Source organism: Nisaea acidiphila, assembly GCF_024662015.1.
Classification (GTDB): Bacteria; Pseudomonadota; Alphaproteobacteria; order Thalassobaculales; family Thalassobaculaceae; genus Nisaea; species Nisaea acidiphila.
Genome location: NZ_CP102480.1, coordinates 592059 through 603906, shown reverse-complemented (window position 1 = coordinate 603906; position 11848 = coordinate 592059). Strand labels below are relative to the sequence as shown.

Sequence of the window (11848 nt, the reverse complement as noted above, 5' to 3'; positions counted from 1 at the left end):
TGTTGGGTCCTGCATTTCTTCTGTCGTCATCCCCACGCAAGTGGGGACCCAGAGAGCATAGGGCCGTGACCTGGATCCCTGGGTCCCCGCTTTCGCGGGAATGACGACCTTTTAAGCTAGGTAAGGGACGGGACTCACACGTACCGGAACACCAGCACCCCATAGACTAGCGCGATCCCGAGCGGCCCCCAGAGTACGGTCCCGGCGAGCCCCAGCCAGGCCAGGAAGATGAAGGCGCTGCCGAGCAGCCAGATGAAGAGGCGGTCGCCGCGGGTCGTCGTCAGGCCGAGCACGCCGTCGCGCGGGGCGCCTCCGGGATTGCGCAGCTCCAGCATCGTCATGGTCGCAAGGCAGCAGGCGATGAAGGCGAAGAAGGCGGCGGTGGGCCAGGTCCAGGCCATCCAGCTCAGCAGCATGGTTGTCTCCTCCCGTCCGTCAGACCCGCCCGAGGGCGAAGCCCTTGGCGATGTAGTTGCGCACGAAATAGATCACGAAGGCGCCGGGAATGATGGTCAGCGTCCCGGCGGCTGCAAGTAGCCCTAGCTCGTAGCCGGACGAACTCGCCGTCTTCGTCATGGTCGCCGCGATCGGTTTCGCATCCACAGCGGTCAGTGTCTTCGCCAGCAGCAGCTCGACCCAGGAGAACATGAAGCAGAAGAAGGCGGCGACGCCGATGCCGGCGGCGATGGTCGGCACGAAGATCTTCAGGAAGAAGCTCCAGAAGGAATGGCCGTCGACATAGGCGGTCTCGTCCAGCTCGCGCGGTACGCCCGACATGAAGCCCTCAAGGATCCAGACCGCGAGCGGGATGTTGAAGAGCGTGTGGGCCAGCGCGACCGCGATATGGGTGTCGAAGAGGCCGACGGCCGAATAGAGCTGGAAGAAGGGCAGGGCGAAAACCGCCGGCGGCGCCATGCGGTTGGTCAGCAGCCAGAAGAACAGGTGCTTGTCGCCGATGAAGCGGTAGCGCGAGAAGGCATAGGCGGCCGGTAGCGCCACCGCGACCGAGATCACCGTATTCAGGGTGACGTAGGCGATGGAGTTCACATAGCCCATGTACCAGGTCGGGTCGGTGAAGATGGTGATGTAATTGTCGAGGGTGAATTCCTGCGGATAGAGCGTGAAGCTGCCGAGGATCTCGTTCGTCGTCTTGAACGACATGTTCACGAGCCAGTAGATCGGCAGCAGCAGGAAGAGGATGTAGAGGGTCGGAACCACGCGTCCGGCGGTCTTGTTCGCGTTCATCTCACTGTTCCTCGTTCCGCGTCATCACGGTGTAGAAGACCCAGCTCAGGAGCAGGATGATCAGGAAGTAGATCAGCGACATCGCCGCCGCCGGGCCGAGATCGAACTGGCCGAGCGCGATCTTGACCAGATCGATGGAGAGCAGGGTGGTCGAGTTGCCGGGCCCGCCGCCGGTCAGCACGAAGGGCTCGGTATAGATCATGAAGCTGTCCATGAAGCGCAGCAGGAAGGCGATGGTCAGCACCCGTTTCAGCTTCGGCAACTGGATGTAGCGGAAGATCGCCCAGCTTCCAGCGCCGTCGATCTTCGCCGCCTGGTAATAGGCATCCGGGATCGAGCTCAGGCCCGCATAGGCGAGCAGCACGACGAGCGAGGTCCAGTGCCAGACATCCATCAGGATCAGCGTGAACCAGGCGTCTTCCGGCTGGCGCGTGAAGTTGAAGTCGATGCCCAGCGAATTCAGCGTGTAGCCGAGGAAACCGATATCGGGCAGCGCGAAGATGTTCCACATCGCGCCGACCACGTTCCAGGGGATCAGCAGCGGCAGCGCCATGAGCACGAGGCAGACCGAGACCCAGGGCCCCTTGCGCGGCATGGTCAGCGCGATGGCGACGCCGAGCGGCATCTCGATGGCGAGGATGCTTGCGGTGAAGATCGCCTGCCGCCCGAGGCTCGCATGGAACCGTTCGGAGTTCAGGATCTCCTCGAACCACATCACCCCGGCCCAGAAGAACTCGTTGTTGCCGAAGGTTTCCTGGACCGAATAGTTGACCACGGTCATGAGCGGGATGATCGCGTTGAAGGCGACCAGCGCGAAGACCGGGAGAACGAAGAGCCAGGCCTTGTTGTTCTGCAGCTTGTTCATCGCGTCTCTCCCGAGGCTACGAGCCAGCCGTCGCGGTAGATCCGGGTCCGGTCGGCGCGGAAGGAAAGGGCGGTCCTGCCTGTCGGGATCTCGACGCCTTCGTTCACCAGCAGCTTCACCGGCGCGTCTCCGACGCGCGTCTCGACGATCTGGTAGCGGCCGCTGTCACTCACCTTCACCACTTCGGCCTCGATGCCGCGCTCGGCGAGGCTGACAAATTCTGGGCGTACACCGAGACGGAGCGGGCCGCTCTCGCCGTCCTTCACCGCGCCGGCATTGGCGGTCTCGACCTCCTGACCTCGGAAGAACGCCTTTCCGCCCTTCACCTCGCAGTCGAGGATGTTCATGCCGGGCGAGCCGATGAAATGGCCGACGAATTCATGAGCCGGGGTCTCGAAGAGCTCGACGGGCGTTCCGATCTGCACCACCTGGCCGACATTCATTACCACCACTTTGTCGGCGAAAGTCAGTGCCTCGGTCTGGTCGTGGGTGACGTAGATCATCGTCCGCGCCACGCGCTGGTGCAGTTCCTTTAGCTTCGAGCGGAGCTGCCATTTCAGGTGCGGGTCGATCACCGTGAGCGGCTCGTCGAACATGATGACATTGACGTCGTCGCGCACCAGGCCACGGCCGAGGGAGATCTTCTGCTTGCCGTCTGCGGTGAGACCGGAGGCACGGTTCTCTAGCGTGTCCTCTAGATCGATCATGGCCGCGATCTCGCGCACCTTCCTGTCGACATCGGCTTCCGCGACGCCGCGGTTGCGGAGCGGGAAGGCGAGATTGTCGTAGACACTCATCGTGTCGTAGACGACCGGAAACTGGAAGACCTGCGCAATATGGCGTTGGTCCGGCGCGAGCCCGGTCACATCCTTGCTGTCGAACAGCACCTTGCCGTGGCTCGGCGTCAGCAGGCCGGAAATGATGTTGAGCAAGGTGGTTTTGCCGCAACCGGACGGGCCGAGCAGGGCATAGGCGCCGCCGTCCTCGAAGCTGATATCGAGCTGCTTCAGGGCGTAATCGTCGGGACCTTGCGGGTTCGGCACATAAGCGTGCCGGAGATCGTCGAGGGTGATCTTTGCCATCCTCTGTCTCCTAGCTCTGCGTGGTGCCGGAAGCGGCGAAGCTGCCGTCCGGGGCGAAATACATTGCCTGCGAAAGGTCGGCATGGAGTCGCGCCTCGGTGCCGACCTCGAAGGCGTGGATGCCGTGCGACTGAGAGACCCAGGTCTCTCCGCCGCGCGCGAAATGGATAATGCTTTCGGAGCCGCTGAGTTCGGTCACCAGGACGCGGCCGGAGACCGGGACCGGGTCCGCGCCGGCTGCCGCCGGGGTCACGAAATGCGGGCGGATGCCGAGTGTATAGGCTCCGTCGGCGAGGTTGGCGGTTGCCCCCTTGGCGGTCCAGTGCGTACCGTCGCTGTCTTCGAACTGGCCGCCTTTCTTTTCGCATCCCATCACGTTGATCGGCGGATCGGAGAAGACTTTGGCACTGACGAGGTTGTTGGGCTTGCGGTAGATCTCGCGGGTCGGGCCGAACTGGGTGACCGCGCCCTCGAAGAGCGTCGCGGTTTGACCGCCGAAGAGCAGCGCCTCGGTCGGCTCCGTCGTCGCATAGACGACGATGCAGTTGCGGTCGGCGAAGAGACGGGGAAGTTCGTCCCGGAGTTCCTCGCGCAGCTTGAAATCGAGATTGGCGAGCGGCTCGTCGAGCAGGACGAGATCGGCATCCTTGACCAGCGCACGGGCGATCGCGGTGCGCTGCTGTTGACCGCCGGAAAGCGCGCCGGGCAGCCGGTCCAGCATCGGGGTGAGGCGCAGCAGCTCCGCCATGGTGCCGACCCGTTCGCGGATCGTCGCCTCCGGCGCGCGCGCCACCCGGAGCGGCGAGGCGATGTTCTCGTACACGCTCATGTTCGGGTAATTGATGAATTGCTGATAGACCATCGACACGTTGCGCTGCTGCACGGGCGTGCCTGTGACATTCCTCTCGCCAAACCAGACTTCGCCCTCAAGCGGGCGTTCAAGCCCGGCCATCAGCTGCATGAGCGTGGTTTTTCCGGCAAGCGTAGAGCCGAGCAGGATGTTGAAGCTTCCGGGCTCGAGCGTCAGGTCGGTCGGGTGAATATGCACCGCGTTTCCGACACGCTTGGATACGCCTTTGAGTGTAAGTGCCATGGCCTGTCGAGAGGTCGGCGGATCTCGTCGCGGGCCATCCCGCAGTATCCGCATATCTAAGGAATTCTAGCCCGGAAGCGGATCTTCAGGAACCGCGCCAGGGTCCAGAGAAAAGTCCGGGGCCGGATCGAGGGATACGGCCCCGGGAGTGAAGTCTCCGAGCTAGGGAGATGAGATCAGTTCTGCGCCCAGCGCTTCACCAGTTCGTCATAGGAGACGGTCTCGCCTTGCGGCTTCTCGTTGGCGAGCTTGGCTTTCGCGCCGCCCTTGCCGAGCCATTCGGACGGATCCTTCTCCGGGTTCAGACGCGGGCCGCAGCCGCCATAGGTGTTGGCGCCCTTGTCCGCGCGTTCCATGCGGGCCATCACCTGGTCCATCTCGCTGGCGAGACGGTCCATCGCTTCCTGCGGGGTGAACGCGCCGGAATTGACGTCACCGATCTGCTGCCACCAGAGCTGGGCCAGTTTCGGATAGTCAGGCACGTTCACGCCGGTCGGGGTCCAGTTCACCCGGTCGGGGGAGCGATAGAACTCGACCAGGCCACCGAGCTTCGGCGCGCGTTCGGTGAAGGAGGCGTGGTTGATGTCGCTGTCCCGGATGATGGTCAGACCGACATGGCTCTTCTTCAGCGAGACGGTCTTGGAAACCACGAACTGGGCATAGAGCCAGGCAGCTTTGCGGCGATCGACCGGAGTGGACTTGAACAGCGTCCAGGATCCGGCATCCTGATAACCGAGCTTCTGTCCTTCTTCCCAGTACGGGCCGTGCGGTGACGGAGCCATGCGCCAGAGCGGATTGCCATTCTCGTCGACGGTGTTGTTGCCTTCGCTCTTCGGCGCCACCATCGAGGCGGTGAAGGCGGTGTACCAGAAGATCTGCTGGGCGACGTTGCCCTGACTCAGGGCCGGAAGCGACTGATAGAAGTCGTAGTCGGCCGCGCCCGGAGGAGCGTATTTCCGCAGCCACTCGTCCCATTTGCGGATCGCGTAGACCGCGGCGGGGCCGTTGGTGCCGCCGCCACGGGTGACGGATGCGCCTGCCGGATTGCAGGAGCCTTCCTCCATCCGGATGCCCCATTCGTCGATCGGACGGCCGTTCGGCAAGCCCTTGGAGCCGGCACCGGCCATGGAGAGCCAGGCATCGGTCATGCGCCAGCCGAGGTCGGGCGCGCGCTTGCCGTAATCCATGTGGCCGTAGACGCGGACGCCGTCGATTTCCTTCACGTGATCGGTGAAGAATTCTGCGATGTCCTCATAGGCCGACCAGTTCACCGGAACGCCGAGCTCGTAGCCGTACATTTCCTTGAACTTGGCTTTCAGCTCCGGCTTGCTGAACCAGTCGTAGCGGAACCAGTAGAGGTTCGCGAACTGTTGGTCCGGCAACTGGTAGAGCTTGCCGTCCGGGCCGGTGGTGAAGGACTTGCCGATAAAGTCGTCGACATCGAGCGTCGGGTTGGTGACGTCCTTGCCTTCGCCGGCCATCCAGTCGGTGAGGTTGACCGCGAGCTGCAGGCGCGAATGGGTGCCGATCAGGTCGGAATCGTTGATATAGGCGTCATAGAGGTTCCGGTTCGTCTGCATCTGCGTCTGAACCGCCTGCACCACCTCGCCCTCGCCGAGCAGCTGGTGGTTCACCTTGATGCCGGTGATCTCCTCGAACGCCTTGGTGAGGGTCTTCGACTCATATTCGTGGGTCGGGATCGTCTCGGACAGGACGTTGATTTCCATGCCCTGGAACGGCTCGGCCGCCTTGATGAACCACTCCATCTCGGACTTCTGCGCGTCCTTTGAGAGAGTGGAGGGCTGAAACTCATTGTCGATCCATTTTTCGGCCTCGGCCATGCCCGCCACGGCAGCGCCCGGCAAAGCGAGCAGCGCCGTGACCGCAACGGCGGCCATCAGAGCTTTTTTCATTGCTTTTCCTCCCAGCTTGAAAGCTTGGGCGACTATCAAGCGAAAAAAAGCGAAGGTCAAGCGATGCCAATCGAATCTGATGCGAAAGTCTTGGCTTGCAGGTTTGGAGGGACTGGACGGGCGGGTTGCCCTCTCAGAGAATCACCCTTTTTTCAACTAATTGGCCTGGTTTGAGTTCGGGAAAGCAGCCTCATACACTCGTATTCCTTGGGGGTTTGAGGACTGTGGGCTTGTCAGGCAATCGAAAGAAAACGAATATAGGGTGAGTTTGCGGGCGAATTACGTGTTTGTGCGGTTTCGTTTTCGCATTCGAGTGTTGGTTCCTGCTCCGAATCTTCGATAACGAACTTAAACGAAAGGATGCGAGATGGATCCGGTTTCGCCGCGGCAGACCGATATCCTCAGAAAGGCCCGCCAAGTCGGGCGTGTCGAGGTTGACGATCTCGCGCTTCAGTTCGATGTCACGCCGCAGACCATCCGCAAGGACCTGAACGAGATCTGCGACGCCGGTCTGCTGCAGCGGGTGCACGGCGGCGCGGTCTATCCTTCCGGCGCGATCAACTACGCGTACGATGCGCGCCGCTCGCTCGCGGCGGAGGAAAAACGCCGGATCGGAGAACGCGCTGCTGCACTTATCCCGGACAACAGCTCGGTAATTCTGAATATCGGCACCACGACGGAGCAGGTGGCTTTCGCCTTGCGTGACCGCGAAGGGCTGATGGTCATCACCAACAACATCAACGTCGCCAACATACTGCGCGAGTCGGCCTCGACCGAAGTAATCATCGCTGGTGGGCTGGTGCGCCGCTCGGATGGCGGCATTGTCGGCGAGGCGACGGTCGATTTCATCCGCCAGTTCAAGGTGGATTACGCGGTGATCGGGGCCTCCGCGATCGACGAGGACGGCACGATCCTCGATTACGACTATCGCGAGGTCCGGGTGGCACAGGAGATCATCTCCCATGCGAGGCGCACCATCCTGGTCGCCGATCACATGAAATTCGACCGCAATGCGCCGGTGCGGATCGGCCATCTGAGCGAGATCGATGTGCTCGTCACGGACGGCGAGGTTCCGGAGAGCGTGCGGGAGATCTGCAGCGCGCACGGTGTCGCGATCGCGCTGCCGCCACTCGACCCGTCGGCCGCCAACGACCAGAGTTAAGAAGGAACGCTTATGTACGATATCGCCATCATTGGCGGCGGCATCAATGGCTGCGGCATCGCGCGCGATGCGGCCGGCCGCGGGTATTCTGTCTGCCTTGCCGAGATGTCCGATCTCGCGAGCGGCACCTCCTCCTGGTCGACCAAGCTGATCCACGGCGGACTCCGCTATCTCGAGCATTACGAGTTCCGTCTGGTGCGCGAGTCGCTGGAGGAGCGCGAGGTGCTCTGGGCCATGGCGCCGCATATCGTGCGCCCCCTCCGCTTCGTGCTGCCGCATCACAAGGGCCTGCGCCCGGCCTGGCTGCTCCGGCTCGGGCTGTTCCTCTACGACCATCTCGGCGGGCGCAAACTCCTGCCGCCGACGAGGGTGCTTGACCTGACGCGGGACGAGGCCGGGGCTCCGCTGAAGGACATGTTCCGCAAGGGGTTCGAATATTCCGACTGCTGGGTCGACGATGCCCGGCTGGTTGCGCTCAACGCGCGAGATGCGGCCGACCGAGGGGCCGACATCATGACCCGTACCCGGGTCGTGAAGGCCGTGCGAGAGGTCGGTCACTGGCGCGTGACCCTGCGCGATCTGGCGACCGGGACCGAGCGCGATGTCGAGGCGCGCCTGCTGGTCAATGCCGCCGGTCCGTGGGTCGACAAGGTGCTCTCGGAGGCTGCGGGCTGGAATGCGGCACACAATGTCCGGCTCGTCCAGGGCAGCCATATCGTGGTGCCGAAACTCTACGATCACGACCGCTGCTACATCTTCCAGAATGCAGACGGCCGGATCTTCTTCTCCATTCCCTACGAGCAGGACTTCACCCTGATCGGGACAACCGACCGGGATTTCGACGGCGACCCGGGCGAGGTTGCGATCACCGAGGAGGAGAAAGCCTATCTCTGCCGCGCCGCGGGCGAGTATTTCAAGCGGCAGGTCAAGGTCGAGGACATCGTCTGGACCTATTCCGGCGTCCGGCCGCTATTCGACGACGGCGCCTCGAAAGCGCAGGAGGCGACGCGGGATTACGTTCTGCGCGAGGAAGGCGATCCCGCGACCGGCGTTCTGGTGAATATCTTCGGCGGCAAGCTGACGACTTACCGGCGCCTTGCCAATTCGGTGATGGCGAAGATCGAGGCCGTGCTCGGTGCGAAGGGACCGGTCTGGAGCGGGACCGAGCCGCTGCCGGGCGGAGACTTCCCGGCGCTGGACTTCTCCGAACAGCTCGATGCCGTGCGTGCGCGCTATCCGTTCCTGGACGACGGCACGTCGCTCCGGCTCACCCGGCAATACGGGACGCTCGTGCCGGAGGTTCTCGGCGAGGCGGCGGGCATGGCCGATCTCGGCCGCGATTTCGGCGCCGGCCTGACCGAGGCCGAGGTGCGCTATCTGATGCACCGGGAATGGGCGGTGACGGCCGAGGACGTGCTTTGGCGCCGCAGCAAGCTTGGCCTCCGGCTCGACAAGGATCAGGCCGCAGCGCTTCAGGGCTTCATGTCGGAGGCAGCCTCCCGCGCAGCGTGACGCTGCTTTGCATGTAATCTTCTTGCCGCTATCGGTTGCCGTCCGCATGCTGCTTCCCCGGCCATCCGGCCGGCAAATCAATCCCTTGGGAGGGAGCCCAGAGATGACCGGGCCGAGAGCGGGTGGCATCGGAGCCGCCTTCTACGGGAACGCGTATGTGTTGCTCGCGCTGACCACGATGATGTGGGGCGGCAACGCGATCGCGGGCAGAATGGCGATCGGCGAAATCTCGCCGATGGCGCTCGTTCTGCTGCGCTGGGCCGGTGTCGTTGTCCTGATGGGATTTGTCTCGCGCAAGAAGGTTTTGGCCGAATGGCCGGTGATGCGCGAGAGGATCTGGTTTCTGCTCGCTCTCGGGGCCTGCGGTTTCACGCTGTTCAACGGTCTTTTCTATGTCGCGGCCCATTCCACGGTCGCGATCAATATGGGGATTTTGCAGGGCGCGATCCCTGTCTTCGTGCTGCTAGGTGCACTCACGGTCTACGGCACGCGGGTCTCCCTCGTGCAGGCCGGGGGCGTCCTGCTGACCATGGTCGGGATCACGCTTATCGCCTCTCAGGGCGAACTGGAAAGGCTCGCCGCACTCCAGTTCAATCGGGGCGATCTGCTGATGGTCGGAGCGTGCGCCCTCTATGCCGGCTACACGGTGGCGCTGCGCAAGCGTCCGAACGTATCCGGGATTGCCATGTTCACGGTGATGGCGGGCGCCGCCTTCGTCACCGCGCTGCCGCTCGCCGCGATCGAGGTCTATCTCGGCGATTTCCAGTGGCCGACGCCCAAGGGGTGGGGGATCGTGCTCTTCGTCACCTTGTTCCCGTCCTTCCTGGCGCAGATCTTCTTCCTGCGCGGCGTCGACCTGATCGGCCCCGGCCGGGCAGGGGTCTTCGTCAATCTGGTACCGATCTTCGCCGCGGCCTTCGCCGTCGTCATCCTGGGCGAGGTCTTCGCCTGGTTTCATGCGGCGGCTCTCGTCCTCGTTCTCGGCGGTATCGCGCTCGCGAACCGGACCAAGAGCTAGATTCCGCCAGCACGGGCTTGCCCTTTTCAGGCGACTGCGTATGACTGGGCAAAGATTGAATGTCCGGCCGGACTGCAATTTGCCGCCGGAGCCTGAGGAGAGAGTTTCCGTGAGCGCACAACCCGTCACCGTCGTCGATCATCCGCTGGTCCAGCACAAGCTGACCATCATGCGCAAGGCCGATACGGCCACCTCCAAGTTCCGCCATCTCCTGAAGGAGATCGCGCACCTGCTCTGCTACGAGGTGCTGCGGGATCTTGAGCTCGAGCGGATCGAGATCGAGACCCCCATCGAGACCATGATGGCGCCCCGGCTCGAGGGGAAGAAGCTCTGCTTCGTCTCCATCCTGCGTGCCGGCAACGGCCTGCTTGACGGCATGCTCGATCTGGTTCCATCCGCCCGTGTCGGCCATATCGGCCTTTACCGGGATCCGGAGACGCTGAAACCGGTCGAGTATTACCTGAAGCTCCCTGAGCACCGGGACGAACGGCTTTTCATCGTCGTCGATCCGATGCTGGCGACCGGCAATTCCGCGGTGGCCGCGATCGAGCGGCTGCGCGAGGCGGGGGCGACCAACATCAAATTCGTCTGCCTTCTGGCCGCGCCGGAAGGTATCGAAACCTTCCAGAAGGCGCTGCCGGATGTGCCGATTTTCACCGCGTCGATCGACCGTGAACTGAACGATCACGGCTATATCATGCCGGGGCTCGGCGATGCCGGGGACCGGATGTACGGCACCAAGTAAGTCGGAGATGACAGCTCCGAAGCCTTTGGGGGGAAGGCGGGTCCTCGACCTGACCAACGTGCTGGCGGGCCCGTTCTGCTGCCACCAGCTCGCCCATCTCGGCGCCGAGGTGATCAAGGTCGAGGTGCCGGGGAGCGGCGATCTCGCACGTCAGCTCGGCTCCGACCCGAAGCTGAACGAGGCCCTGATGGGGGTCTCCTTTCTGGCGCAGAATGCCGGCAAGCGCTCGATCACCCTCAATCTGAAATCGGTTGCCGGAAAGGAAGCCTTACTGCGGCTCGTCGGCACGGCGGACGTCGTGGTGGAGAACTTCCGCCCCGGCGTCATGGACCGGCTCGGGCTCGGCTTCGAGATCCTGAAGACGGTCCGCAAAGATCTCGTCTATTGCGCCATCTCCGGCTTCGGCCAGGACGGGCCGATGCGCGATTTGCCGGCCTATGACCAGATCGTGCAGGGGCTTTCCGGCATCATGAGCATCACCGGCGCACCGGACACCGCGCCGTACCGGGTGGGGTTTCCCGTGGCCGACACGATCGGTGGCCTGACCGCGGCGATGGCGGTCTCCGCGGCGCTTGCCGAGAAGCACCGGACGGAGCCGCGTTTCATCGACGTCGCCATGCTGGAAGCCGTTCTGGCAACGATGGGCTGGGCGGTTTCCAACTACCTGATCGCGGGCAATCCGCCGAAGCCGGTCGGCAACGACAACGTGACCTCGAGTCCGTCGGGAACCTTCACGACCGCCGACGGATTGCTGAACATCGCCGCTAACAAGCAGGAACAGTTCGAGGCGGTCTGCCGCATCGTCGGGCGGAAGGATCTGATCGCGGATCCGCACTTCGCGACGCGTCTTGCGCGGCTGGAGAACAGGGCCCAACTTGCGGACCTGCTGACGGAAGCGCTCGGAGCCGATACGGCAGCCGCGTGGGAGACCAGGCTGAACGCGGCCGGAGTACCTGCGGGACGGGTACTGACGGTGCCGGAAGTCCTCGCGTCTCCCCAGATCGCGAACCGGGGACTGATGGAAACCTTCGACGCGGTCCCGGGGACCGGACGGGATGTCAGCGTCGTGGTGCCGGGTGTTAAGATCGACGGTGCCGCACCGAGGGTCGATGCCCCGCCGCCCGAACTCGGCGTGCATACCGAGGAGATCCTTGCCGATCTGGGCTATTCGGACGAGGAGATCGCGGATCTCAGGTCCGGCGGCGCAATCTGA

Annotated in this window: 11 protein-coding genes; 5 read left to right on the top strand and 6 right to left on the bottom strand. The window is 63.4% G+C overall.

Annotated elements, in window-relative coordinates; genetic code table 11:
* Positions 1-134 precede the first annotated feature (134 nt).
* From NUH88_RS02935 to NUH88_RS02910, 6 genes are all read right to left on the bottom strand, one after another.
* Positions 135-416: a DUF2160 domain-containing protein gene (locus NUH88_RS02935; RefSeq protein WP_257769864.1), complete on the bottom strand. Its 282-nt coding sequence runs from the start codon at positions 414-416 to the stop codon at positions 135-137.
* Between the two features lie 19 nt (positions 417-435).
* Complete coding sequence (locus NUH88_RS02930; RefSeq protein WP_257769863.1) at positions 436-1245, bottom strand: carbohydrate ABC transporter permease; 810 nt, start codon at positions 1243-1245, stop codon at positions 436-438.
* Between the two features lies 1 nt (position 1246).
* Positions 1247-2110: a carbohydrate ABC transporter permease gene (locus NUH88_RS02925; protein WP_257769861.1), complete on the bottom strand. Its 864-nt coding sequence runs from the start codon at positions 2108-2110 to the stop codon at positions 1247-1249.
* Positions 2107-3192: an ABC transporter ATP-binding protein gene (locus NUH88_RS02920; protein ID WP_257769860.1), complete on the bottom strand. Its 1086-nt coding sequence runs from the start codon at positions 3190-3192 to the stop codon at positions 2107-2109. Before NUH88_RS02920 ends, NUH88_RS02925 begins: the two co-directional genes overlap by 4 nt.
* Before the next feature lie 10 nt (positions 3193-3202).
* On the bottom strand, positions 3203-4285 hold the full coding sequence (locus NUH88_RS02915) for an ABC transporter ATP-binding protein (protein WP_257769859.1): 1083 nt from the start codon (positions 4283-4285) through the stop codon (positions 3203-3205).
* Between the two features lie 176 nt (positions 4286-4461).
* On the bottom strand, positions 4462-6198 hold the full coding sequence (locus tag NUH88_RS02910) for an ABC transporter substrate-binding protein (protein ID WP_257769857.1): 1737 nt from the start codon (positions 6196-6198) through the stop codon (positions 4462-4464).
* A gap of 367 nt (positions 6199-6565) precedes the next feature.
* Between NUH88_RS02910 and NUH88_RS02905 the strand changes: the two genes are divergently transcribed.
* The 5 genes from NUH88_RS02905 (at position 6566) to NUH88_RS02885 (ending at position 11848) form a co-directional block, all read left to right on the top strand.
* On the top strand, positions 6566-7360 hold the full coding sequence (locus tag NUH88_RS02905) for a DeoR/GlpR family DNA-binding transcription regulator (RefSeq protein ID WP_257769855.1): 795 nt from the start codon (positions 6566-6568) through the stop codon (positions 7358-7360).
* Positions 7361-7372: 12 nt separating this feature from the next.
* Positions 7373-8872 (top strand): glycerol-3-phosphate dehydrogenase, encoded by a 1500-nt coding sequence (gene glpD / locus NUH88_RS02900; protein ID WP_257769853.1) that lies wholly within the window; start codon positions 7373-7375, stop codon positions 8870-8872.
* A 103-nt stretch (positions 8873-8975) separates the two neighbouring features.
* Positions 8976-9890 carry a DMT family transporter gene (locus tag NUH88_RS02895; RefSeq protein WP_257769851.1) on the top strand — a complete coding sequence of 305 codons (915 nt, stop codon included), beginning with the start codon at positions 8976-8978 and terminating at the stop codon, positions 9888-9890.
* A gap of 109 nt (positions 9891-9999) precedes the next feature.
* On the top strand, positions 10000-10635 hold the full coding sequence (upp, locus tag NUH88_RS02890; protein WP_257769850.1) for a uracil phosphoribosyltransferase: 636 nt from the start codon (positions 10000-10002) through the stop codon (positions 10633-10635).
* A 7-nt stretch (positions 10636-10642) separates the two neighbouring features.
* Positions 10643-11848 carry a CaiB/BaiF CoA transferase family protein gene (locus NUH88_RS02885; protein ID WP_257769849.1) on the top strand — a complete coding sequence of 402 codons (1206 nt, stop codon included), beginning with the start codon at positions 10643-10645 and terminating at the stop codon, positions 11846-11848.

Coding starts and splice junctions, on each gene's coding strand:
- NUH88_RS02935 (WP_257769864.1), bottom strand. CDS start 416: ATGCTGCTGAGCTGGATGGCCTGGACCTGGCCCACCGCCGCCTTCTTC.
- NUH88_RS02930 (WP_257769863.1), bottom strand. CDS start 1,245: ATGAACGCGAACAAGACCGCCGGACGCGTGGTTCCGACCCTCTACATC.
- NUH88_RS02925 (WP_257769861.1), bottom strand. CDS start 2,110: ATGAACAAGCTGCAGAACAACAAGGCCTGGCTCTTCGTTCTCCCGGTC.
- NUH88_RS02920 (WP_257769860.1), bottom strand. CDS start 3,192: ATGGCAAAGATCACCCTCGACGATCTCCGGCACGCTTATGTGCCGAAC.
- NUH88_RS02915 (WP_257769859.1), bottom strand. CDS start 4,285: ATGGCACTTACACTCAAAGGCGTATCCAAGCGTGTCGGAAACGCGGTG.
- NUH88_RS02910 (WP_257769857.1), bottom strand. CDS start 6,198: ATGAAAAAAGCTCTGATGGCCGCCGTTGCGGTCACGGCGCTGCTCGCT.
- NUH88_RS02905 (WP_257769855.1), top strand. CDS start 6,566: ATGGATCCGGTTTCGCCGCGGCAGACCGATATCCTCAGAAAGGCCCGC.
- glpD (WP_257769853.1), top strand. CDS start 7,373: ATGTACGATATCGCCATCATTGGCGGCGGCATCAATGGCTGCGGCATC.
- NUH88_RS02895 (WP_257769851.1), top strand. CDS start 8,976: ATGACCGGGCCGAGAGCGGGTGGCATCGGAGCCGCCTTCTACGGGAAC.
- NUH88_RS02885 (WP_257769849.1), top strand. CDS start 10,643: ATGACAGCTCCGAAGCCTTTGGGGGGAAGGCGGGTCCTCGACCTGACC.